Origin of the sequence: Pyramidobacter sp. YE332 (genome assembly GCF_033060595.1) — a bacterium.
Classification (GTDB): Bacteria; Synergistota; Synergistia; order Synergistales; family Dethiosulfovibrionaceae; genus Pyramidobacter.
In genome coordinates, this window is the sequence record NZ_CP133038.1 from 2,087,211 (window position 1) to 2,111,494 (window position 24,284).

The following is a 24,284-nucleotide window of genomic DNA, read 5'->3' on the forward strand; positions in this document are numbered from 1 at the left end:
GTCGGGGGAGAACCTCGGAATGGCGAGCAGGCTAACTATACTCTACAAAAATAAACTTTTCAATCGACGCGGCGCCGTGCGCGCGTTTTTTGCGCATGAATATTTTTATCGCCGATAAAATATTCAGCCGCGGCATCCCGTTCAGAGCGTCACGCGTCTTGCGGCTGCGACAGCGGCACGCGCAGCGCCGCGATCAGTTCCGGCGGCAGCGGCGCGCGGAATTCGAGCCGCTCGCCGCCGACGGGATGGCGGAACCCCAGCCGCCACGAATGCAGAAACACGCGGTCTTTGAGGATGTGCTGCGCCGGATCCTTGGGGCCGTAGAGCGTGTCGCCGTCGAGCGAACAGCCGAGCGCGCGCATGTGCACGCGGATCTGGTGCGTGCGGCCCGTGTGCAGCCGTACCCTGATCAGAGTGTAACGCGCCCGCGTCCAGAGGACTTTGTAATCGGTCACGGCTTCGCGCCCGTCCCACGACACGCACATCTTCAGGCGGTTGCGAGGATCGCGGCCGATCGGCGCGTTCACCGTGCCCTCGGACGATCTCAGCGTGCCGACGCCCAGCCCCAGATACTCCTTGAGCACTTCGTGCGCCTGAAACGCCTCCGTCAGGCCGCGAAAAGCCGCGTCGCTGCGGGCCACGATCATCAGCCCCGACGTGCCCGCGTCGAGACGGTGAACGATGCCGGGCCGCACCGAATCGCCGATGCGGCCGATCTCCGGATAGCGGAACATCAGGCCGTTGACCAGCGTGCCGTCGGGACGCCCGGCGCCGGGATGCACGACCACGCCCGCCGGTTTGTTGACCACGATCACGTCGTCGTCCTCGTAGACCACGTCAAAGGGCACGTCCTGCGCCGCGATCTCCGCCGGCGCGGCCTCGGGAATTTCCACGCGGTAAATCTGGCCGGGTTGAATTTTGAAGGCCGGGCGAATCTTTTTCACCTGTCCGGAACTGACGGCGCCTCCGTCGATCAGGCTTCGGGCGCGGCTGCGCGACAGCGAAAGCTCGCCGGCGAGAAAAAGGTCGAGGCGCGCGCCGGAATCCTCTTCGGGGACAGCCAGCTCGTAAATTTCGCGATTCGCGTTTTCCATTCGATCGATCACCACTCCATCATAAAAGGGAGCGAAGAATCTTCGCTCCCTTCATTGTACTCTGTCCGCCGAAAATGTTCCACGTGGAACATTTTCGGCGTTTCGATTTATTCCAGACTACTTTTTCTCAATGACGCACGCGCAGCGGCGGCACAGTCCGTCGGCGTGAGACGTCTCTTCGTACTTCCAGCAGCGCGGACACTTCGTGCCTTTGGCGGGGAACACTTCGACGCGGATGTCGTCGTCGCTTTCCACCGTCTCGCCGAACTCGAAGCCCGAAGTGATGCACACCATCGCCCAGTCCTCGGCGCTCATGGCGTTTTTGTAGAACTCGGGCGCGGCGACGGCGACGCGAGCTTCCAGCGCCTGGCCGATCTTGCCGGCGGCGCGTTCGGCTTCCAGCGCCTTGCTGACGAGGCCGCGCAGGAATTGGACTTTCTCCCATTTTTCCACAAGCGTGCCGTCCGTCTCGGCAGGATCCGCTTCCGGCCAGCCGCCCAGAAAGACGCTCTCGGCCAGCGAAGGCTCGATCGTGCGCAGCTGTTGCCAGATCTCCTCGGCGGTGAAGCTGATCACGGGCGCGAGCATGCGCGCCAGCGCGCAGACGGCCTTCCACATCACCGTCTGGCAGGCGCGGCGGCTCAGGCCGTCCGCCGCGTCGGCGTAAAGGCGGTCCTTGCTGGCGTCGAGATAGAACGAGCTCAGTTCGTTCACGCAGAACTGATGAATGACGGTGATGGGCATGTGGAAATCATACGCCTCAAAACCTTCCGTCACGCGCTCGACGACGCGGTTCAGCAACGACATGGCCCAACGGTCGAACTCGGGCATCTTGCCGAACGGCACGGAATCCCTGGCCGGCTCGAAGCCGTTCAGGTTGCCGAGCATGAAGCGGGCCGTGTTGCGGATGCGGCGGTATTCCTCCGACAGGTTCTTGATGATGCCGTCGGAGATGTGCACGTCGCTGCGATAGTCGGCGGAAGCCACCCACAGGCGCAGGATGTCCGCTCCGTCGCGATTCGTGATCCTCTCGGGAGCGACGCCGTTCTGCAGCGATTTGGACATCTTGCGCCCCTGTTCGTCGACGATGAAGCCGTGCGTCAGGACGGCCCGGTACGGCGCTTTTCCGGCCACGGCCACGGAAGTGAGCAGCGAGGTCTGGAACCAGCCGCGGTGCTGATCGGCCCCCTCGAGATACAGGTCGGTCGGCCAGTTCAGATAGGGACGGCTGGGCACGTCCATGACGGAGAAGTGGCTCGCGCCGGAATCGAACCACACGTCGAGAATGTCTTCGCCCTTCTTCAGATGACGACTGCCGCAGCGAGGGCAGACCGCCAGATCGCCGAGCAGATCTTCGGGCGTGCTCGCCCACCAGACGTCGGAACCGGCCCCGGCGACTTTTTCCGCGACGCGGCGGATACGGGCGGCATCGAGGATCGTTTCATGACAGTCTTCGCACTCGAACGCCGGGATCGGCACGCCCCACACGCGCTGACGGCTGATGCACCAATCGGAGCGCTCGGACACCATGTTGTAGATGCGGTCGTGTCCCCAGCCGGGGATCCATTTCACCTCGTTGTCGATCACGTCGAGCGCGCGTTTCTTGAACGCGGCGACGTCGATGAACCACTGCGGCGTGGAGCGGAAAATGACGGGCTTGTGACAGCGCCAGCAGTGCGGATAAGAGTGCGAGATCTTCTTCAGGCCGAGCAAACGGCCGTTGGCTTCGATCACTTCCAGCGCCTTGCGGCCGCCCTTGTCCAGATCCAGGCCGGCGACGACGGGCGTGTCGGACTTGTAATGTCCCGTGGCGTCGACGGGATTGTAATTTTCGATGTGATAGCGCTGTCCCGTCTCGAAATCCTCGACGCCGTAGGCCGGCGCCGTATGAACGCAGCCGGTGCCGGCCTCGAGCGTGACGTATGGAGCCAGCACGAGCGGCGTTTTGCAGGGATACATGGGATGATTGGCGGCGAGCAATTCCAAGTCTTTGCCCTTGACGGTCAGCAGGCGTTTGGAGAAATCGAGCCCAGTGTCGCGCGACACCGAATCGGCCATGCCGTCGGCGATCAGGTAAACTTTGTCGCCCACCTCGAAAAACGAGTAGTCGAAGTTGGCGTTCAGCGTCACGGCGCGGCTGGCGGGCAGCGTCCAGGGCGTCGTCGTCCAGACCACGACGTTCACGTCGCGTCCTTTCAGCGCGGGGAATCGCTCCGCCGCGTCATCGTCCATCTGATAAGCGACGAACACCGAGGGCGACGTGACGTCGGCGTACTCGATCTCGGCCGCGGCTTCGGCGGTCTGGCAGTCGATACACCAGTACACGGGCTTGGTACCGCGGTAGACGAAACCTTTTTCCACGATCGTGGCCAGCGTTTCCAGTTCGCGGGCCTCGAATTCCGGATTCAACGTCAGATACGGCTCGTCCCAGAGCGAGAAGCAGCCCAGGCGCTTCATGCCCTCGCGCTGCACGTCCACCCATTTGAGCGCGTAGTCGTGGCATTTGGAGCGGAGTTCGAGCGCCGGCGTCGTGTCCTTGTTCAGGTGCTCGTCCTTGAGCACTTTCAGCTCGATGGGCAGCCCGTGCGTGTCCCAGCCCGGCACGTAAGGCACGTAGTAGCCGCGCATCGACTTGTACTTGACGATGAAGTCCTTCAGCGACTTGTTGAGCGCGTGCCCGATGTGGATCGCGCCGTTGGCGTAGGGCGGCCCGTCGTGGAACATGAAGGAGCGGCGGTCCTTGTTGCTCTCCAGCATTTTTTTGTAAATCTCGTTCTGTTCCCAGAATCTGACCGTTTCCGGTTCTCTCTTCGCCAGTCCGGCCCGCATGGGGAATTCCGTCACCGGCAGCTGAAGCGTCGATTTGTAGTCAACCGACATGATGCCTCACCTCTTGATTTAAATTGTGCTCCGCGTCATAGGCGGAATTCATGAACCTGTCCGAACACACCGCAAAAACAACAGGGAGGAAAGAGCCGCGCCCCGTCCTCCCTGTATTGCTCCACGACAAATTATAGCGTCGCCAGAGGAAGAGAACACGATGCATCGGCCGCCGCTATAATAATAATGACGCCTTTGTACTGACACTCAGCCGCATACATCTTCTCCACCTCCGTAATAAGTAGTGTTGAATGTGATTTTAGCAGTCCCGCTCTGCTTCGTCAATCGTTTTCGTGTCGGGACGATCCCCGCACCATCGGCCATTGAAAAGCGGCCCCGCCTTGAAAGAGAAATGGCGGGGCCGCTCGTTTGCGGTAAGATTCATACTATTTCTCAATTAAAAGGCCGAACACAGAGGCGCGGCGAGGAAGATTCACAAGGCGAGCTGCGCAGCAGTCGAAGGAGTTCCGAGCGACTGAACTTCCCCGCAGCGCCCCGTAAACTGTGTTCATGCGTTTTATCAAGAAATAGTATAAGAATTCGTCGTTCTCGTGAAACCGGGATCACTCCGCGATCATGAACGTCAGACGGGATACCAGGACGGACTCGTCGGCGACGGTCTTGTCGGCATAAGGCACTTTCACTTCCACAGAGGCGTTCCAATAGCCGGCTTTCGAGGGAATGATGTTGATGATGCCTTTCAGGTCGGTACGCCCATAGAACGCCTTGTACTCGTTGGCGGGATCGCCGTCCTTCGTGTCGCCGGCAAAACCCGCGTAAACGGCTTTCACTTCCGCCGTCTTGGCCGGTTTGCCGTCGACGAGTATCAGAACGGGGAAGCGCTGTCCCGGCTTCACCGTCGCCGGATTCACCTGCGGCACCATCTCCAGACGCTGTCCCACCGGCTTGGTGATGACATCCATCCCCTCGGCGCCGTCAAGATTCAGGACGAGCTTGGCGTACATCGCCGCTTCCTCGGCATAAGTCGCATCGGCCTTCGTCAGTTCCTTGTACTTGGCCTTGTCCGCCTGTTTCCATCCTTCCGCTCCTTTGGCCCAGAAAGTGGGCTTGTAGTTGCCGATCACCAAATAGTCGCCTTTTTTCAGGTCGGCCGCCGCCTCGTAGTGGAAGTTGTCGGCGCCGGTCTGGGCCATCTCCGTCGCGCCCTCGGCGGTAATGAGCTTCAAGGGCTCGAAGAGATGCGTACGGTCCGCGGCAATGGGTTCGGGATCGGGATACTCGTGCCCGTAGCCCAAATCGGCCTTGAGAAGGCCGTCCTTATACTCGGCGTTCACCCAGAACTCGTGAGCCTCGGCGGAAACGCCGAAAGAAGCCGCAAAAAACGCCCCTGCAAGCAGTACGGAAAAAATCTTGCGCATGAAAATTCTCCTCCTTAGTGTTGTGTATACATCGAATGTCATGTCGATTCTTTCGAGAGGGACGAAACTCCCTCGATTATTCCTCGTCCGGAGGGCATTTTCTGCCCCCACACCCACATCCGCACCCGCCGCAGCGTCCCTGCCGTGCGGAAACGATCCAGCCGCGAAGCAGGTATCCTCCGGCGGCAAGCGCGATCAGGACAACGATCAGCTCCTGTGCGCCCATGGTCTGAAAACCTCCTCTCTCTGCCGCAGAGTGCCTCAACGAACTACATCTTGGCAGCCTGAACCCAAATCACCGCATCCTGCGAGAGCTCCTTGCCCTTGAATTCCGTATCGGGGCCGACGCCCAGAGCGGCAAATCCCCACCATCCCTCCTTGGGCATGGCGAAAGCGAACGTGCCGTTGGCGTCGGCCTTGATCGTCAGAGTCACAAAGGCGTCGTGGGGAGCGGAGACCGCGCCCTTCCTTTCGAAGGCGTTCTTCTTCAGGTCGGGGCGATGGTTCATGTACTCCACCTCGACCTCGGCGAAGGGGACCGGCTTCCCTTCGCTCTTCACGACGCCGCGGAACATCCCGCCGGCCCAGATCGCATAGGGCTTGTCCAAGGGCACGATCTCCGCCTTGAGCCCCATGTCGGCATCCCACTCCGTGGGGAGACTGCCGTTGTTTACGATCATTTTGGTGATTTGTTGGATATAGATGTCCTCGCTCTTTTCGAAATAAGGAGCCGGGGCCAGACAGAAGACGTAATCGCCCATACCTCTCAGCTTGAAAGAAGTCTCAAAACCCCTGCCCTTGTTCTCCAGGCTCGTCCAGGTGATGGGCTTCAGCGTCTTGAGCAGATCCGTCTTCTTTTGCTTGTTCACGACAAAGAACTCCTGCGGGGTCTCCATGTCCATCGTGTGTCCGGCCTCAAAAGGATGGGTGAACACAAGCTTCAGGGGAATCTCTCCGCCTTTGTCCAGAATCATCTCGGGGTATAGAGCATCTGGAAGTGCGCCGAAGCGGGGAGAACCGCGGCAAACAGCGCGCATATCGACAACAGGGCCGCTTTTTTCACGTACGATACGCTCCTTTTCTTTTTTGAAATCAGTATCCTGGCCTGATTCACTCAGGCCGCCTTACTTGATGTCGCCGCTTTTGACGGTGAGCGTGTGCCCGGGGCCGCCGTCGAAGGTGACGGAAAAGGCTCCCTGCGGCTTGTCGAACGTCAGCTCGCCGCTCTCGTCCAGCTTGCCCTCGAACACAACGGCGTCCTTCTCGTCGGTGACGCGGATGGGGATGTTCGCGGCCGAGGAACCGTCGGAGAAGCCGCCCTCGCACGAGAGCGTGCCGTCGCCGTTGTCCCAGCAGGAGAAAAGCGGGGTATGGGCCAGAGCGGCGCCTGCGAGCGCCGCGATGAAGACGGCCGTTATCACGCCAGTCCATAACTTTCTGTTCATCCTCAAAACCTCCGTTTGAATTTTGTATGTCAGTCCAGCGGCGGGGAATGCCGCAGTCTGCCGCAGTATATGCGCGCCTTTTCGGGACAGGTTAATAGGTCCTCTTGGTCTTGATCAGCCCCAGCAGGATCGTCAGGGTCAGCGGGATCAGGTAGAAGATCCACATCGCCTGAAATCCGGTCAGGCCAAGGGCGGAGCCGCCGGAAAAAACGAGCACGGCGGCGAGCAGCCCGAGAATGAGCGGCACGAAAAAGGCGAAGAACATCCATTTGGTGGAGCCGGTCTGCACGCGGATGGCCATGATCGTGGGCAGACAGGGCGGACAGAGCACCATGAAGAGCATCAGAGCCATCGCGTGCAGCGGCGTGAGGTCTTCCTCCTGCCGTTTCATACGCTGTTCCAGCGTGTCGGCGTTCTTCGCTTCGCCGTCATCCGCTTCCTTGATGTAAAGGGCGCCCAGCGTGGAGACGCTGTTCTCCTTGGCCGCCAGGGTGCTGAGCACGGCGACGTTGACGCGCCAGTTGAAGCCGGCGTAACGTGAAATAGGTTCCAGCGCGCGGCCGGCCTTGCCGAGCAGGCTGTTGTCGATGCGTTCCTTGCGGATGGCCGTCAGCGCGTTCGTTCGGAAAACGATCAGCTTTTTGAGCTCCTTTTCGAGCGCCTTCGCTTCAGGATCCTTCCTGTTCTGGATGATCTCGAAAAAGTCGGGATTCGTGAGTCCGTAGGCCCTTTTCTTCTCGGCGGAGGCCCCGGACTTGAGTAATTCCCGGTAACCCTGCTGGTAGAGGATCAGGTTGAGGACATCGTCTTCGTTCGTGAGATTTCGTCCGAATTTTTTGTTCTTCGCCGCGTCGAGAAAAACTTGGACGGCCCGGTCTTTCTCCGCCTCGTACTGGGCTTCGCGTTCCGGGGACAGGCCGGGGAAGCGCAGCAGGACGAAGAGGACCACGGCGACGGCGGCGACGACGGTGGTGATCTTGCGGACGTACAGCCAGATCCGCTCGACCGCCCGCCCTAAAACGCCGCGAAGCGTGGGGATGTGATAGGGCGGCATCTCCATGATGAACGGCGCCGTTTCCTTGTGCTTCAGCACCGTCATCGAAAGGATCTTGGCGATGGGCAGCACGAAGAGCAGGCTGATCGTCTGAATGAAGACGATGACGATGGCCTGCTGGTTGACGTTCCCCAGCAGGGGCAGGCGCACCGTCTCGTTGAAGTAGATGCCGATGAGCAGGAAGTACAAGGGCAGCTTGGCCTGACAGTTGAGCATGGGGAGCGTCAGGATCGTCGCCAGCTTCGACTTTTCGTCGGGGATTCCCTTGGTGGCCATGACCGCCGGAACGGCGCAGCCGCCCAGGACCACGCCGCCGAGGATCATCGGCAGCGTTGACTGCCCGTGCAGCCCGAAGCGGCTGAGGATGCGGTCCAGGACGAACGCGATGCGCGGCATGTAGCCGCTGTCCTCCAGCACGGCGATGAGCGCGAAGAGGATGAAGAAGATCGGGATGTAGTTGAAGAGCGCGTTCAGGTTATCCACGATCCAGAGCACGAATTCCCGCACGATGGGAACGTCTATGAGCCCGGGCTGGGGAAGGATACGTTCCGCAAAGCTACGGACGCCGGCGAGGACGGGCCATGTGTAGTGGGTGAGATTGTAGCCCTGGATAAAAGAAAGGTAATAGAATCCGTAAATGACGAAAAGCAGAAAGACGGGGCCGAAGAACTTGTTGCAGACGGCCCGGTCGATGCGCTCGGAGAGCGGCGCTTTCGCGGCCTCCTTTTTGGCCGCGAGGCGTTTGGCGATGGCCGCCGCCCGGCGGCTGCGCTGGCCTGAAACGTAGATGTCGGCGCTCACGCCCTTTTCCCGCTCGAACCGCGCGCGCCATTCTTCCGCCCGCGCAAGGACGGACGCGCTCCCTTTCGCTTTGCCGCGCAGCAGCGCGGCGACGGCGGGATCCCCTTCCATCAGTTTGACGGCGAGCCACGAAATGGGGAAGGCGCCCTTCAGACTCTCTTCGCGGTTCAACAGGGCCTCCAGGTCGTCCAGGGCGTCTTTCAGGTCGGGATAGAGCTCGCAAACGGCGAGGCTGGCGCGGACGCCGGACTGCGACATGTCGGCGACGGCCTGCAGCAGATCTTCGCGGCCGCGCCCCTGGGTGATGGCCGTCGTCACGACCGGCGCGCCGAGTTCCCGCGAAAGTCCCGGAACGTCAATGGAGACGCCCAGCTTTTCGGCCACGTCCATCATGTTCAGGTCGAGAATGAGGGGGATCTCCATCTCCAGAAGCTGGAGCGTCAGGTACAGGCTGCGCTTCAGGTTGGCGGCGTCCATGACGTTCACGACGGCGGAAAGCGGCTCGTGGAGGAGCACGTCGCGCGTGACGCGCTCTTCGGGGGAATAGGAGGTCAGGCTGTACGTGCCGGGAAGGTCGATGACTTCCACGTCTTCGCCGTTTCGTTTATACCAGCCCATCATCTTGTCGACGGTGACGCCGGGATAATTGGCCACGAACTGTTTCGCTCCCGTCAGGCTGTTGAAGACGGTCGATTTGCCGCAGTTCGGCTGTCCCGCGAGGGCGATGATCTTCTTTGCCATCAGAGTTTTTTCACTTTCACGAAACGCGCTTCTTCGCGGCGCAGATTGACCAGCGCGCCTTCGGCGTCCACCTCGATCGGGTCGCCGAGGGGCGCGCGGCGGACGACCTTCGCGGCGACGCCGGGATACAGCCCCATGTCCACCAGCCTCTGGGCGAGGATCCCTCTGCCCTCGATCTTCACGATTCGCCCCGATTCTCCCGGAGCCAGTTCCGCCAACGTCGTTTCGTTCATCGTCTGCACCTCTCTCGAAACAGTAAAAGCGTGCGTTCGGAATTTCCGCCGCGCACGCGGTCCATCTTCCCGCCGGCCCCGCGAAAAATTACGAGTCGTTCACGGTCACCATCAGGTGCGCGGCGACGTTTTGGTCCAGCGCCAGGCTGCTCGCGCCTCCCGCCGGCCGGACGATGACGTCGCCGTCCCGTTCCTGCAGAAGGGTGAGGATGCTGCCTTCGCTCAATCCCAGGCTTTCGAGGCGCTTGGACATTCTTGCGTCGCCGCCGGGATTGACGATTTTCAGATCGACGTTCAGCGGCGCCAAAGAGAGAGGGAACATAGGAAACCTCCTGAGACTGCGCGGCATTCGTTTTTCGGAGAGACCTTCCCGTCTCGGATCCTGCACTGGGTCTCCGCATGCGCACATTCGTATTCTTACTGAATTCTTAATGGAACTTATCGACGGCGGATCTCTTGTTCTTTGTCTTTTTCCTGCTTTCTCACGATGCAATGCTTCAGAGCCGATGCATTTTTCTGTTCAAAACAGGCACATCATCGTCACAGAAGCGCGATCCCGTTCCGTGCAGCGAGCCCACGCTCGATGAGTCTTTTTCGTTCCGCGGCAGTCGCTCGCTTGACCGTATCGATGGCAATCAACTGAATTCGGAACAAAGCATCCACTGCTTTCCGGAATCATCAGGAATCCGACATGAGTTAGTTATACACAACTTACCGAGATTCTAACAACTGATTTCTTTCCTGTCAATAAGAACGGGATTTCTTGCGTCGTGTTCAATGACAAATCCGCCGCCCCGCCTTCCAAAAATCTTGTACTCCTTCTTGATTGAAACGCTGGGCAGGGAGAGCGCCTCGAGGGAGATCCGCACCACGAACTGCGCTGCAGGCGAGATCGTCCTGAGCGCCAGAGCGCCCTCGGGGGCCAGCGGGCCATGTTAAGTTTTTTCCCGACTTTTAGAAATCGAAGAAGCGCAAAGACTTGCAATAACTCTTTCGGCAGGGAGTTTTTATGACTTTTGAATATACGCTTAAGAATCGCTTAATATGTTATAATACTCCTTGAGGAATCGTCCTCCCGGAGGTCAGCATGAGTTTCCGAATCAAACTGATGAAAAACAAGGGCAGACTTTACGCGGCCATCGTCGAGGAGACTTACAATCCTCTCATCAAACGCAGTTCCGGAAAAACGATCCGCACGTACGGCGACCTGAACAAACGCCGCCTCACAGAGCCGGACATCGACGAAAGAATTCAGGCGGATCTTGCTGAGTTGAGGGCAAACGCAGATCTTGCAGAACGCCTCAAAGCGCAGACGCTTAAGGATCAGGTCGCAACATGTGCACCCAACAATAAACCGGACTGTGCGGGCATTTATAACTACGGCATCGCCCTTTACCGCAGATTATGGGAACGCCTTGGGCTGGACGTCTGGTTCAAACAGTATCGACGCAATCACCGACTCAAGTTCGACTTCGACCTTGCCGCATTCTTCCTCGCCGCACTGCGCATTCTGGCGCCTTGTTCGAAAAAACGGACGCACGAATACCGCGGGAACTTTGTCTTCGATTTCTCTTCCCTCACCCAGGCGGACCTTTACGAAACTCTCGGGCTCCTGAGCGGGAGCAAGGATGTCCTGATACGTAACGTCAACAAGGGGATCGCGGATATCTACGAGCGAACGATGACTGTCGCGCTTTACGACTGCACCACGTTTTACTTCGAGAGTTTTGATTCCGACGAACTTCGCGCGCGCGGGATGTCCAAGGAGAACCGCACGAATGAGGTGCAGGTGGTGATGGGACTGCTCGTTGACGCCGACGGCATCCCTCTTGACTATGAGCTGTTCCGCGGTAACACGTCGGAGATCAAGACCCTGCTGCAGGTCGTCCGGAAGCACAAGGTAAATTCCGGACTGGGGAAAGTCACGGTCGTCGCGGATCGCGGGCTCAACTGCAAGCTCAACTTGCAGCACCTTGCGGAAGAGGGTTTTGATTACATCGTGGCCCAGAGCATCAGTCGGCTGAAAAAGGACGTGAAGGAGCGGGTTCTTTCCGAGGAGAACTGGGAGCACAGCGAACGGTTCCACGAGGACGTGTTCAAGATGAAGCGTCTGGACGCCAGAGCGGATCCCGAACGTGACGCAGGCATCATCGTCACTTGGTCGCTGAAACGGCACCACCATGACCTGGACGTTCTGGAGGAATTGTGGACGAAGGGGAAAGAACTGGTCGCGAAGGGAGCCTCAGCCGTCGAGACATCCATGAAACACGGCTCAAGACAGTTTCTGAAGAGCAAGAAAGGGAAGAAAGGCGAATACGAGGTGAACACCTCTCTCTACGAAAAGCGTAAAAAGCAGGCGGGTTTCTACGTCATCGCCACCTCCAACAAGGACGCCTCCCCGCAGGAGATCTTCGCGAACCTGCGCCGGCTTTGGCGCGTCGAGGAATGTTTTCGAGTACTCAAGAGCAACCTCGATGCCAGGCCGGTTTTCGTCTGGACGCCGGAACACATCCGCGGGCACTTCCTCGTCTGTTACCTTGCGCTGGTTCTGGAACGTCTTTCCTGTCACCTCATCCGCATGAAGGGCATCAGAGACATCTCGCCTCACAAGCTCGTTGAACTCATGCGCCAGCAGAACGTCACCGTCCTGAGCGGCAGAGCCAGGAGCACGCCCATCAGCCTTCGACTGGGACACGACGGCAGCACGCCGGAGAGAAAGAACGCGGACATCGCGTCGGCCGACGCCGTGATGCAGATATTTGGAATCGCACCCGTCAATATGATGGAAGCCTATCCCGATCTCAAGAACAAACTCGCTTGTCGACTGCCTTTTGCTGCACGGGAGGCGACAGGAGGGATTATCCGTAGATCTCGCGGTTGAAAAAAATCGCGCTTACTCTTGATGCTGCTTGAGCTTGGCTTCGATTCCCCTTGGAAAAGTCGGGATGTTAAGTTTTTTATCAAGAGTTTATACTATTTCTCAATTAAAATGCCGAATGCAGAGGCGCTGCGGAGGAGATTCACAAAGCGAGCTGCGCAGACCGCGCAGCGGTCGAGGGAGTCCTGAGCGACTGAACTCCTCCGCAGCGCCCAGGAAACTATGTTAATACTTTCTATCAAGAATTAGTATTAGAATCAACCGGTGCGAATACAAAGGGGCTCGCGAAATCCATCCGGAATTTTCGCAAGCCCCTTACTTCATAAATTCTATTTCATCACGAAAAATCAGCCCTTGCGAGGCACATGGCGCGTGACGGCGACGCGGCAAGGGACTCCGGCCGGATGATCGGCCACGATGTCGCCCGCCCGGACCGGCGCATGGAGCACGATTCCTTTCAGGCTTTCGCGCACGGCCATGATTTCCTTCAACGGGACGGCATCAAGCGTGCGCACGCTCGCCACGGGCAGCGTGCCGCCCTCCACCAGCACGTTCGTGGCAATGGTACGGCGCGGGTCCTCCACTTCCTGCTTCGCCCATCTGGCGCCGCGCGGACACAGATTGCCCGTCACCGAAACAAGCTTCGCTTTTTCGCCGCCGCTCGTCTCGACTTGCAGAGGACAGCCATTGGGACAGACGATACAAATATATTCGCGGCGTTCGCTCACTGCACCGACACCTCCAAACTGCAGCAGCCCTTCAGATCAGCGGCCCTGACTCCGAGATGTTCCATCACGGCCGGATGAAGGCGCACCCGTTTTTCACGCAGGATCTCACGGCCATCGGCGCTCACGACGAGACAGCGGTCACGGCCGGGAGAGACGAGACGGAACGCAATGGACACGTCTTTTTCGCCGCTGATCCGCGAAGGCGTAGTGTAACGCACGCCGGCGCCGGGACGAACGACGATGCTCTCTCTGCAAGGAGATCGTCCGAGAGCATAAGCCGCCGCGCGCGCCCCCGCTTCGGCCGCCTCCAGAGAGACCCAATCCACCAGATCGTGCACGTGCAGCACGTTGCCGCACGAGAAAATGCCGGGGACGCTGGTCATAAAGTCGTCATCCACCGCCGCACCGCCGGTCGCAGGATTCATTTCGATGCCGGCCATGCGCGTCAGTTCGTTTTCGGGGATCAGCCCGACGGACAGCAACAGAGTATCGCACTCGAAAATCCGCTCCGTACCGGGGATGGAGCGGCGTTTTTCGTCCACCCGCGACACCTGCACGGCTTCGAGGCGGTCGTCGCCGACGATATCGGTCACGGTCGTGCTCAGATAAAGGGGAATGCCGTAATCGTTCAGACATTGCTGGATGTTGCGCGGCAGGCCGCTTGAGTAGGGCAGCAGTTCGAAAACCGCCTCGACACCGGCTCCCTCCAAGGTCATGCGGCGTGCCATGATCAGGCCGATATCGCCGGAGCCGAGGATGCAGATCTTTTTGCCGGGCATCAGGTTTTCGAGATTGACAAGATTCTGCGCGGCCCCGGCCGTGTAAATGCCCGCCGGGCGCGTGCCGGGGATCGACAGAGCGCCGCGCGGGCGCTCGCGGCACCCCATGGCCAGCACGACGGCGTCCGCTCTGAGTCGGACCATCTCGCCGCGACGGCTGACGAGCAGCTCGCGCTCCTTCGAAAGTTCCAATACCATCGACTCGGTCATGGCCTCGAGCCCCAATTCGCCGAAGCGGTCGATGTCGCGCTGGGCGTACTCGGGACCGGTCATGGCCTCGCCGAAACGATGCAGGCCGAAACCGTCATGGATACACTGATTGAGAATGCCGCCCAAGAGCCGGTCGCGCTCGACCAGTACCACGTCGCGGCAACCGGCCTCGCAGGCCGAGATAGCCGCCGCCAGGCCGGCGGGACCGCCGCCGATCACGGCGACGCCGCAGTGTCTTTCCCCGATCACCGGTTTTCACCCCCGTCGAGCGCACAGCCTGAAAACATGGCGGACGCAGCGCTGTGATCCACAAAGTCCTCCCACTCCCAATCGAACTCCTCGCGCAGCAGGCGGACGATACGGGGAAAACAGAAGCCGCCCTGGCATCGCCCCATGGAGACGCGGGAACGGTACTTGAGGCTGACGAAGGCTCGCGCGCCCAGCGGATTGTCGAGCGCGTCCAGTACTTCGCGTTTGCTGACGCCCTCGCAGCGACAGATCATTTCGCCGTAATCCGGATCCGCAGCGATCATGTCGGCGCGTTCCTCGGGACTGCGCTCGCTGAACGACAGAGCGTTGCCAGGACGTGCGCCGTTGAAATCCGGGGTGCGCCGCAGTTCCAGATGATTTTCCACAAAACCGAGCACCATCTCCGCGATCGCAGGAGAACTGGTCAGCCCCGGGCTCTCGATGCCGAGCACGTTGATGAAGCCTTTCACGTCAGGGCGGTCCTCGATCACGAAATCGGCGTTGCCGCCGACTTCCGGCGGCGTCCGCTTGGCGCGCAGGCCGGCGAACGTACGGATATAATCGGACACGTGGATGTCGGGCAACAGCTTGAGCCCTTCGTCACGCAGCGACGCCATGACCGACGCTTCGTTTCCGGTCCAGCGAAGCGAATCCTGATAATCGGCGCTCGGCCCGATAAGGATATTGCCGTCCACCGTCGGCGTCAGGTGAATGCCCAGGCCGGGATTTTTCGGATTCGGCGTGGGGTAGATCAGCGTGCGCAACGAACCGCCGAGGCGCTTGTCGAGCACATAGTATTCGCCACGGCAGGGATAAATGCGATAATCCCCGATGCCCACCATCTCGCAGATTTTCGCCGCAAAAAGTCCCGCCGCATTCACCAGCACTCGGCAGGTGAGCATGTCGCCGCGATCGTTTCTCACTTCAAAGCCGCGCCCCTGCGGCAGCACGTTCACGTTCGCCACCGGCCAATCGAGACGGATGTCGACGCCGTTGGCCTTGGCGTTTTCGGCGAGGGCGATCGTCAGGCCGTAAGGCGAGATGATCGCGCTGGTCGGCGACCACAGCGCCGCGATCCCCTGTACGTCGGGCTGGATCTGACGCATGCGCGCCGGACCGATGATCTCCAGGCCCGGCACGCCATTGGCCTGCCCCTGAGCGTGAAGACGTTCGATGCCGGGCAGATCGTCTCTGTCAAGGGCGACTGTCAGCTTGCCGATGCGCCGGATTTTCACCTTCAAGTCGCGGCACAGATCGTCCATCATGGCGTTGCCGCGCACGGCCAGTTCAGCGCGGAGCGTGCCCGGCTTGTAGTTGATGCCCGAGTGGAGCACGCCGCTGTTGCGGCAGCTTGTGCCGAGCGACACGTCAAGCTCGCGTTCGACGAGACAGGCGCCGATGCGATACTGCGCCAGCCCCCGTGCCACGGCGCACCCCACCACGCCGCCTCCGACGACGACCACGTCATAGTCTGTCTTCAATTGCCATCCCCCCAAAGATTGTCGCGCTGTTTCTTCATCAAAAATTCGAACACAAGGACGCCGCGCCGAACAAAAGCTGACGGCTTATTGCAGCGCGGAACGACTTTTTTCGGCCTCCTGTCCCAGAATCTCATGGGCTGCAAAAAGCCGATCCCGTCGCCGCGGACGGAATCGGCCCATACTTTCAGCGTTAGAATGGCGCGGTCCCCGCCAGATCGAGCACGGCGCTGACGCAGCGGCGCATTTCCACGGAGTCGGAGCCGCCGAAGCGGACGCGGCGGCCGTCAAGGCGCTCGACGAACGGCAGCGTTGCGGCGACATCGCATTGAGCGGTCTTGAGAAAAGCGATCTCGGCGATCCAGGACGGAGCGAAGTCCAGCACGGGCGCTTTTTTGCCGCGCACCAGCTGCGCCGCCTTGATGGCCGCGTCGTAAATGATCTTGTAAGTCTCTTCCGGTCCCAGGCAGGTCGCGGCCAGGCGGCCGCGAGCCTTTTTCACCGCGGCGGTGACGGCTGTGTCGCCCCACAGGGCGCGGGCTTCGCGGCAGGCGGCGTCGTCGCCGGTCACCAACGCCACGGGGATTTTTTTGCCGGAAGCGGCCGCGGCGTTGATGCCGATCTCGCCCACTTCAAGGCCGTTCAGTTTCACGCTGTAAACCACGTTCGGATCGATGGTGTGATCCAGCACCGCGCACCGCGTGCCGGCCATGGCATGGTAACAGAGGAAGAAGATGCCGTCGCACTCGTCGAAGCCTTCCATCATGCCCAGCGTTTTGGGCGAGCCGCTGGTCAGCCGCGCCCCCTTCGGCCACTCACCAATGTCCAGATTGGTCATGTGACTGTGAGCGTCGTTGACAATCACCTCGTCGGCGCCGCCGTCCAGAGCGCCGCGCACCGCCGCGAGCACGTCGCGCTGCTGCATCCTGCAGCCGAAAGCGTATTCCGGACGGCGGCTGTCGCACTGCGCGATGGACGTGACGCCCGTGGCGCCTTCCATGTCGGCGCTGATAAAAATTCTCATCGGACGGTTACTCCTTTTCCGCCGATTTCGCGGCGGGCGGCTTCACGGCCCTCACGGGGCGCCCGACCATCAGCTCGGGACGGACGGCCGCGTCGAATTCCTTGGCCGACAGGTACCCAAGCGCCAGCGCCGCTTCGCGCAGCGTCGTGCCTTCGCCGTTCGCTTTTTTGGCGATCTCGGCGGCCTTGTCGTAGCCGATCTTCGGCGCCAGCGCCGTGACCAGCATCAGGCTGCGGCTCAGGTTCTCGGCGATGCGCGCCTCGTCGGCCTCCAGTCCGGCCAGGCAATGGTCGGTGAAGGAGTTCATCGCGTCGCCGAGCAGGCGGCAGCTTTGCAAAAAGTTGTAGGCGATCACGGGCAAAAACACGTTCAGCTCGAAGTTGCCCTGCGACGCCGCGAAGCCCACGGCCGCGTCGTTGCCCATCACCTGCACGGCCACCATGGTCACGGCCTCGCACTGGGTGGGATTGACCTTGCCGGGCATGATCGAACTTCCCGGTTCGTTCGCGGGGATCTTCAGCTCGCCGAGGCCGCAGCGCGGGCCGGAAGCGAGCCAGCGCACGTCGTTGGCGATCTTCATCAGATCGGCGGCCAGCGCCTTGAGCGCGCCGTGCAGCGCCACGATCTCGTCGCGGCTGGTGAGCGAGTGGAACTTGTTGGGCGCGGTGCGGAAATCCACGCCGGTGATGTCGCCGATCTCCTGCGCCGCGAATCTGCCGAACTGTTCGGGCGCGTTCAGGCCGGTACCCACGGCCGTACCGCCGAGGGCCAGATCCTTCATGAACTCGACGGCGGTCATGATCATGGCCTGGCAGCGTTCGAGCATGCGCGCCCAGCCGCCGATCTCCTGGCCCAGCGTCAGCGGCGTGGCGTCCTGCAGGTGCGTGCGGCCGATCTTGACCAGATCCATGTATCGTTCCGACTTGGCCTGCAAGCACTCGCGCATCTTTTCCAGCGCGGGAAGCACTCCCTTTTCCACGGCCAGCACGGCGGCGACGTGCAGCGCCGTGGGAAACGTGTCGTTGCTGCTCTGGCTGCGGTTGACGTGGTCGTTGGGATGGATCTTCCGCCCCAAATGCTCGGAAGCGAGATGGGCGATCACTTCGTTGACGTTCATGTTGCTCTGGGTGCCGCTGCCCGTCTGCCAGACCTTGAGCGGGAATTCGTCCCAGCGGCCGCCGGCCAGCAGCTCGTCGGCGGCGTGCATGATCGCCGCGGCGGTTTCGGCGTCGAGCGCGCCAAGGCGGCCGTTGGCCGCGGCGGCGGCTTTCTTGAGGATCAGGAAGGCTTCGATGATCCCGCGCGGCATCGTCTCCGTGCCGATGCGGAAGTTCTCGTAGCTGCGCTGCGTCTGCGCGCCCCAGTGACGCTCGGCGGGGACGGCGATCTCGCCCATGCTGTCTCTTTCGATGCGGGAATCCATGGATAACTCGCTCCTTTCTTTCCGTTGACGAAAAGATTCTCTGGGCAAAGTGTACCACGAAACGGGCGCGGCGGCGCGGAACGATTTTTTTGTTTTCCGCTCAAATCATCCGCCACGAATGGCGTTCTTTGCGCTAAAATAAGAAATTATGCCGCAGGCTTTTATTTGCAAAGGAGGAATGCGTCGATGGCAGCACATGCAGAAAAAGAGAAACTGCCGCTCCCGCCGCTGTGGGAACTGACCCGGCACGAGGCAGCCATTGTCGCGACGCGGTGGAACGCCGATCCGATCATTCACGTGCCCGAAGGCTACAACCTCGAATCGGACGCGTCGGCCTTTTTCAAAGCGGCCGACTGCCCCAACTCGCCTTATTTTCCCGCGCTGGACTTTTATCACATGTACAGCCAAGGTTCGCGCACGATCCTGCCCTGTTTCCGCACCTACCAGCAGACGCGCGATTACAGCTGCGCCTCGGCCGTGGCGCTGATGGTCATGTACCACTTCGGCTATCACGACTGGCGGGAGCTGGAGATCGCCGACAAGATGGCGGCCTTTCACGGCCTGCCGACGGAGTCGCGCCGCCCGATCCCGGTCAAGGATCTGGTCCATTTCTTCGAGGCGATCGGCTGGGACGTGGCATCGAATCTGCCTTTCGCCGCCAAAGCGCCGCAGGACGCCGCGCCCTACAATCCGTGGCGTTGCGCCGAGGCCAAAAGCTTCCCGACGCTGGACAGCTTCGCGCGTTTTTGCCGCCGAACGCTGCGCGACGGCGCTCCGATCATGGTCGAGAACATCGACTGGGGCGCGCACTGGCGGGTGATCATCGGCTACGACGACATGGGCACGGGCAACCCCGCCCACGGCGTGCTGATCCTCGCCGATCCGCACGACACCGCCGACCACTGCCAGGACGGCTACGTCGTGGAACACATCGACAAGTTTTACAGCACCTGGTACGACATTTTCGTCATGGAACGGGACGAATGCACTCAGCCTTGGGTCGTCGCCCGTCCGCCCCGAAAGGAAGGAGACTTGTGGCCATGCACCGTGAAAAAGAACCGCTGATCCGTTTCGGCGTCGCCGTTCCGGAGAACCTTCTGCAGAGTTTTGACAAGCGCCTCGAGAACGCCGGCCTGCCCAATCGCTCGGAAGCGCTGCGTCAGCTGATCCGCGAGTACGTCAGCCGCGACACCTGGCAGAAAGGATCGGGGCAAGTCTACGGCACGATCACGCTCACCTACAATCATCACAGCAACGACGTGACGGCGCGCCTTACCGGCCTTCAGCACGATTTCGGCGACATCATCGTGTGCACCACCCACGTCCACGCCGATCATGATCATTGTCTCGAGACTGTCATCGTCCGCGGCGACGTGGAAAGCGTGAAGGAATTCATCGCCTCGCTGCGCGCGCTCAAGGCCGTCAGCTCGGTCAATCCGGTGATCGCCGTCCTGGTCTGAGATGCCCGACGCTTCCGCTCTGATGGGCAGCGCGCCCATTCCCCGCCTGATCCTCCGCTTCGCCCTGCCGGCCACGCTCGGGGTGCTGGCCAACGCGCTTTACAACATCGTCGACCGCGTCTTCATCGGCCATTACGTCGGCGCCGAGGGGCTGGCCGCCATTTCCGTCGTCTTCCCCATCATTCTGCTGGTCGTCGCCTTCAGCGCCCTGATCGGCGTCGGCACGGCCTCGCAGATCTCGCGCGATCTCGGCGCGCAGGATCAGGAACGGGCCGAGATCGCGCTCGGCAACGGCGTCACGGCCTCCGTCTTTTTCCTGGCCCTGACGGCGCCGCTGCTGCTGTTCAACATCCCGGCGATCGTCAGGCTGTGCGGCGCCACGGAGCGTATCGCGCCGCTGACGGAGACCTACCTGAAAATCACCGGGCCGGCCATTCCCGTTCAGTTTCTCAGCATGGTTCTGATCGCCGCCATGCGGGCCGAAGGCCATCCGCGCCATGCCATGTGGGCGATGGTGCTCGGCTCGTTGTTCAACGTCGCCCTGGACTGGTGGTTCATCGCCGGGCTCGGCATGGGCGTGGCCGGCGCCGCTTGGGGGACCGCCGGTGCGCAGATTTTCGCCTTTCTCTGGCTGCTGGCTTTTTACGCGCGGCGCCGCAGCGCGCTGCGGCTCTCTCCCGATCGGTTCAGGCCGCGTTGGCGGGTGCTGGCCGAAACCTGCGCGGTGGGGGTGTCGCCCTTTCTGATCAACATCTTCTTTTCGGTCATGCTGGTGGCGTTCAATCTGCTGCTGGGGCAATACGGCGGCGAGATGGCCATCTCCGCCATGGGCATCTTCTTCGGCCTCGACAGTCTGCTCTTCATGCCCGTCACCGGCATCGGCGAAGGCGCCATGCCCATCATCGGCTACAACTACGGCGCGCGCCGCTGGGACCGCCTGCGCGAAACGGTGAAGATCGCGCTGCTGTTTTCGGTCGGCTATTATATTTTGTCCGAAGCGGCGGCGATGTTCTGGGCGGAGGAATTGGCATCCCTCTTCACCGACGGCGACGCCGAACTGATCGCCCTCGCGGCGCGCTGCATGCGCATCGGCTACGCCGCCCTTCCCTTCAGCGCTGCCGCGATCATCGTCGGCTACACGCTCGAGGCGCTCGGACGGGCGCGGGCGTCTTTCTGCTTCAACCTGATCCGCCAGCTCGTCGGCATCGCGCTGATCGTCATCCTGCCAAGATTCCTCGGCGTCGACGGCGTGTGGATCACCTTTCCCGCCATCGATTTCGTCGGCGGCCTCGCCGCCGCGCTGCTGCTGCGCCGTGAAGCGCGGAACCTGCGGCGAACGGAGTTTGCGGCGCCGAGTTCCGCCGCGCACGCGCCAGCTCCATGAAACAGCTTTTTTCGCGGGCGTCAGAAAAACAAAAACGCCGATTGAACTTCGGCGTTTACACACAACGCAGCAACCCTTTCCCCCTTCCGACCGTCTGTCATCGTCACTTTCAGATCTGTCGGAAGGGGATTTTTTTGAAAAAAGCGCTGTTCACACATAACTTCATGATGAGGCGCGCGCGACGACATTGCCGTCGCGCGCGCCTCACTTATTTTGCTCTCAGCCGAACAGATCTTCCTGATCGTCCACGTCGGGACGCAGGATGCGCACGGTCTCCTCCTGGAACCAGTCGTAAAGGGTATCTTTCGGCTCTTTCTGCGCGCGCAGGCGTTCGATGCTCGTGCCGAGGATGTAAAACGGACGGCAGGGTTCGATCAGATCGCGCCCCCAACGCCGCAGCGTCGCCGCCAGACCGGCCAGCTGCGTTTCGGTGTCGGCGACAAGAGCCAGCAGCGTCCAGTCCTCCTGCTCATCGGCGTCGAGATCATACCAGCCGGGGACGTAGACGCGCCGCTGCTCCATCAAAAAGACGTGCAGCCGCCCGATCAGCGGCAGCAGCTCCCGGGGATCGTCACCGCATTTCACGGCGAACAGCAGATCGACGTTGTAAAATCCGAAGCGGTCCGACGCCATCGGTTTGAAAAACCTGTAGTGTTCGAAATCGGCATGGCTGCGCAGCATGAAGTCGATCGTCAGCGTCCCCGCAGGCGCGCCGTTTTCCTCCGCCCAGGCGTCGAGCCCCGACTGGCCGGGAGCGGGCAGGCCGCGCGCGCCCACGCCCCAGTGCGGAAAAGCTTTCGTAAACGATTCGACGAGCGGATGCTGCGGCCAGATCGCCCTGACGCGTTCGCCCTCGAAGGCGAAGTACCGGTCGTCGGGCAGGCACGGCACGACGGGAAACGTTTCGTGATGAGTGACTTCCTTGACGCCCCACTGCTGACGGAACGCGCGATCGAGCAACTGGCACATGCGGTTGTGTTCCAGCGCCCGGCAGGCCTGTGCCTCGTCGTCCGTCGGCGCGCCCATCTCCGCCGCCGGAACGCCGGTCGACCGCGCCAGCTCGCGCCGCGCCGCCTCGCCCTCGGGCGTCAGAACGTAGCCGCCGCCGCGGCGCGTCAGTTCACCGGCTTCGAGCATCCCGGCCAGCGATGAGGGATCGTCGCCGGCCAGACGCACCGTCTCTTCGTCCCAGCAGGGGAATTCGGGAGAAAACAAAAGGATCGAAGATTCCATGATCGTTCCTCCTTCGTTTAAGAGAAATAATTTTCCCATGACGATTTTACAAAACGGACGCCCTTTTTCGCAAAAAGGCGCCCGTTTTTTCACGCTTGGATTGAAGAGACTTACAGACGCCCGTTCCGCTCGTCGGCGTTGAGGGCCTTCCAGAACCCCCAGCAGGAGAAGAACATGATGAACGCGAACGGAGGCGCCGTGCACAACGAGATGGTCTGAATGTTGATCAGGCCGCCGGTGGTCAAAAGCACCACGGCCAGAGCGCCCATGAGGATGCCCCAGATGGCCATCTTGCTCTTGGACGGATCGCTGGTGCCGTGCTGGCAGTACGCGGCCAGCACGAACGTGGCCGAATTGGCCGAAGTGACGAAGAACGTCGTGATCAGCACGATCATGCCGTAGGACATGGCGGTGCCGAGAGGATAGTGCTTGTACAGCTCGAAGGCGCCGACGGAAACATCCTTGATCACTTCCGCCGCGATCTTGACGTGTTGGACCAGCTCCAAATGCAGCGCCGAAGTGCCGAAGATGGCGAACCAGACCGCGCTGCCGAGCGCGGGAACGATCAGAACGCCGGCGATGAACTCGCTGATGGTGCGGCCGCGGGAAATGCGGGCCACGAAAGCGCCGACGAAAGGCGCCCAGGCGATCCACCAGGCCCAGTAGTACAGCGTCCAGTTGGCAAGATGTTTCTGGTACCCGGCGCCGTAGGGATCCATCATGAAACTCTCCTCGACCAGGCCGCTGAGGAAATCGCCGATGCCGGTCATGAAGGATTCGACGATGGGCAGCGAGGGGCCGACGATGAACATCAGGGCCATGAGGATGAAGCAGACGCGGATGTTGAAGTCGGCCACCTTGGAAATGCCCTTTTTGATGCCGAGCACGGCCGAACCGGTGTAAAGCACGGCAAGAATCGCAATGATGACGACCTGAACGAACGTGGTCTTGGGCAGTCCGAAGACGGTATTGGCGCCCGAGTTCAGCTGCAGCGTGCCGAGGCCGAGAGACGTGGTGATGCCGCCCAGCGTGGCGAACGTGGCGAGAATGTCGACGACCTTGCCGAACGTCCCCTTGACGGCCTTTTCACCGACCAGCGGGATGAAGATCGAACTGATCAGACCGGGCGCGTTGTAGCGGAACTGGTAGTAGGCCAGCGGCATGGCGATGACGGCGTAACCGGCCCAGGGATGCAGACCCCAGTGGAAAAAAGAAATCTGCAGCGCGTCGCGGGCGGCCTGAACGGACTCGGGCGCCGCGCCGAAGGGCGGATTGGTGAAATAAATCAGCGGCTCGGCGGCGCCGTAAAACACCAGCCCCACGCCCATACCGGCCGAGAACAGCATGGCGAACCAGGCCAGATTGCCGTATTCGGGGCGGTCCTCCGCCCGGCCCAGGCGGACTTTGCCGAAACGGCCGGCGGCGATGAAAAGACAGAAGATGACGAAAACGTTCATGAAGAACATATACCCGGCGCCGAAATAAGTCGTCAGGCCGTTGAACAACGACTTGGCGAAGGAGCCGAAAGAATCGGGCGACAGCAGCCCCCAGAGGACCGCCGCAAACGTGATCAATATCGAAACGTAATAAACCGTGTTGCTCTTGGTATCGACGCAGCCTGACCAGTCGAGCCGGCCGTGGTCGAGAGGATTCCGCGAAACTTTGTCCGACATTCAAGTGACTCCTTTCACAACGGGAAGGAACGTCTAAAACAAGGGGCTGAAATTCGCGTTTCAAAAACGTCCTTTCAGCCCCTCGAACTTACTTGCCGCGTCTCTTGTCGAGAGGATTCCGCTCCGCCGTTCCGTCAG

20 protein-coding genes are annotated in these 24,284 nt (G+C 61.0%); 4 read left to right on the top strand and 16 right to left on the bottom strand.

Going from position 1 to position 24,284, the window contains the following annotated elements:
* Positions 1-149: 149 nt before the first annotated feature.
* From RAH42_RS09885 to RAH42_RS09925, 9 genes are all read right to left on the bottom strand, one after another.
* Positions 150-1,094, bottom strand: a complete 945-nt coding sequence (locus RAH42_RS09885; protein WP_317539389.1) for an RluA family pseudouridine synthase — start codon at positions 1,092-1,094, stop codon at positions 150-152.
* A gap of 117 nt (positions 1,095-1,211) precedes the next feature.
* Positions 1,212-3,974, bottom strand: a complete 2,763-nt coding sequence (gene ileS / locus RAH42_RS09890) for an isoleucine--tRNA ligase (RefSeq protein ID WP_317539390.1) — start codon at positions 3,972-3,974, stop codon at positions 1,212-1,214.
* A 563-nt stretch (positions 3,975-4,537) separates the two neighbouring features.
* Positions 4,538-5,353, bottom strand: coding sequence for a DUF4198 domain-containing protein (locus RAH42_RS09895; RefSeq protein WP_009164568.1), 816 nt, complete (start codon positions 5,351-5,353; stop codon positions 4,538-4,540).
* Between the two features lie 76 nt (positions 5,354-5,429).
* Positions 5,430-5,579: a FeoB-associated Cys-rich membrane protein gene (locus RAH42_RS09900; RefSeq protein ID WP_009164567.1), complete on the bottom strand. Its 150-nt coding sequence runs from the start codon at positions 5,577-5,579 to the stop codon at positions 5,430-5,432.
* Between the two features lie 43 nt (positions 5,580-5,622).
* On the bottom strand, positions 5,623-6,327 hold the full coding sequence (locus tag RAH42_RS09905) for a DUF4198 domain-containing protein (protein WP_317539391.1): 705 nt from the start codon (positions 6,325-6,327) through the stop codon (positions 5,623-5,625).
* A 150-nt stretch (positions 6,328-6,477) separates the two neighbouring features.
* Positions 6,478-6,798, bottom strand: a complete 321-nt coding sequence (locus tag RAH42_RS09910; RefSeq protein ID WP_078015980.1) for a hypothetical protein — start codon at positions 6,796-6,798, stop codon at positions 6,478-6,480.
* 91 nt (positions 6,799-6,889) lie between these two features.
* The gene (feoB, locus tag RAH42_RS09915) at positions 6,890-9,394 is read right to left on the bottom strand and encodes a ferrous iron transport protein B (protein WP_317539392.1); all 2,505 of its coding nucleotides are present in this window, start codon (positions 9,392-9,394) and stop codon (positions 6,890-6,892) included.
* Entirely contained in the window at positions 9,394-9,627 is a 234-nt protein-coding gene (locus RAH42_RS09920; RefSeq protein WP_009164563.1) for a FeoA family protein, read from the bottom strand. The genes feoB and RAH42_RS09920 overlap by 1 nt, the downstream gene beginning before the upstream one ends.
* Positions 9,628-9,715: 88 nt before the next feature.
* Complete coding sequence (locus RAH42_RS09925; protein WP_317539393.1) at positions 9,716-9,949, bottom strand: ferrous iron transport protein A; 234 nt, start codon at positions 9,947-9,949, stop codon at positions 9,716-9,718.
* A 765-nt stretch (positions 9,950-10,714) separates the two neighbouring features.
* On the opposite strand from RAH42_RS09925, the gene RAH42_RS09930 reads away from it, so the two are divergent.
* Entirely contained in the window at positions 10,715-12,508 is a 1,794-nt protein-coding gene (locus RAH42_RS09930; protein ID WP_317539261.1) for an IS1634 family transposase, read from the top strand.
* Positions 12,509-12,852: 344 nt separating this feature from the next.
* Here the strand turns inward: RAH42_RS09930 and RAH42_RS09935 are convergent, their stop codons facing one another.
* From RAH42_RS09935 to fumC, 5 genes are all read right to left on the bottom strand, one after another.
* Positions 12,853-13,233 (bottom strand): DUF1667 domain-containing protein, encoded by a 381-nt coding sequence (locus RAH42_RS09935; protein WP_317539394.1) that lies wholly within the window; start codon positions 13,231-13,233, stop codon positions 12,853-12,855.
* The gene (locus RAH42_RS09940) at positions 13,230-14,471 is read right to left on the bottom strand and encodes an FAD-dependent oxidoreductase (RefSeq protein WP_317539395.1); all 1,242 of its coding nucleotides are present in this window, start codon (positions 14,469-14,471) and stop codon (positions 13,230-13,232) included. Before RAH42_RS09940 ends, RAH42_RS09935 begins: the two co-directional genes overlap by 4 nt.
* Positions 14,468-15,952 (bottom strand): NAD(P)/FAD-dependent oxidoreductase, encoded by a 1,485-nt coding sequence (locus RAH42_RS09945; protein WP_317539396.1) that lies wholly within the window; start codon positions 15,950-15,952, stop codon positions 14,468-14,470. Before RAH42_RS09945 ends, RAH42_RS09940 begins: the two co-directional genes overlap by 4 nt.
* A 190-nt stretch (positions 15,953-16,142) precedes the next feature.
* Complete coding sequence (locus RAH42_RS09950; RefSeq protein ID WP_009164556.1) at positions 16,143-16,973, bottom strand: M55 family metallopeptidase; 831 nt, start codon at positions 16,971-16,973, stop codon at positions 16,143-16,145.
* Between the two features lie 7 nt (positions 16,974-16,980).
* Positions 16,981-18,396, bottom strand: coding sequence for a class II fumarate hydratase (gene fumC / locus RAH42_RS09955; protein WP_317539397.1), 1,416 nt, complete (start codon positions 18,394-18,396; stop codon positions 16,981-16,983).
* Positions 18,397-18,582: 186 nt separating this feature from the next.
* On the opposite strand from fumC, the gene RAH42_RS09960 reads away from it, so the two are divergent.
* The 3 genes from RAH42_RS09960 to RAH42_RS09970 are packed head-to-tail and all read left to right on the top strand — an operon-like array spanning position 18,583 to position 21,240.
* Entirely contained in the window at positions 18,583-19,461 is an 879-nt protein-coding gene (locus RAH42_RS09960; RefSeq protein WP_009164554.1) for a papain-like cysteine protease family protein, read from the top strand.
* Positions 19,437-19,856, top strand: coding sequence for a nickel-responsive transcriptional regulator NikR (gene nikR / locus RAH42_RS09965; RefSeq protein ID WP_009164553.1), 420 nt, complete (start codon positions 19,437-19,439; stop codon positions 19,854-19,856). Before RAH42_RS09960 ends, nikR begins: the two co-directional genes overlap by 25 nt.
* A gap of 1 nt (position 19,857) precedes the next feature.
* Entirely contained in the window at positions 19,858-21,240 is a 1,383-nt protein-coding gene (locus RAH42_RS09970) for an MATE family efflux transporter (RefSeq protein WP_120372278.1), read from the top strand.
* A gap of 219 nt (positions 21,241-21,459) precedes the next feature.
* Here RAH42_RS09970 and RAH42_RS09975 read toward each other — a convergent pair whose 3' ends face one another.
* Together RAH42_RS09975 and RAH42_RS09980 are read right to left on the bottom strand one after the other, a co-directional pair.
* On the bottom strand, positions 21,460-22,473 hold the full coding sequence (locus tag RAH42_RS09975) for a hypothetical protein (RefSeq protein WP_317539398.1): 1,014 nt from the start codon (positions 22,471-22,473) through the stop codon (positions 21,460-21,462).
* A gap of 110 nt (positions 22,474-22,583) precedes the next feature.
* Complete coding sequence (locus RAH42_RS09980) at positions 22,584-24,146, bottom strand: BCCT family transporter (protein WP_317539399.1); 1,563 nt, start codon at positions 24,144-24,146, stop codon at positions 22,584-22,586.
* Between the last annotated feature and the right edge of the window lie 138 nt (positions 24,147-24,284).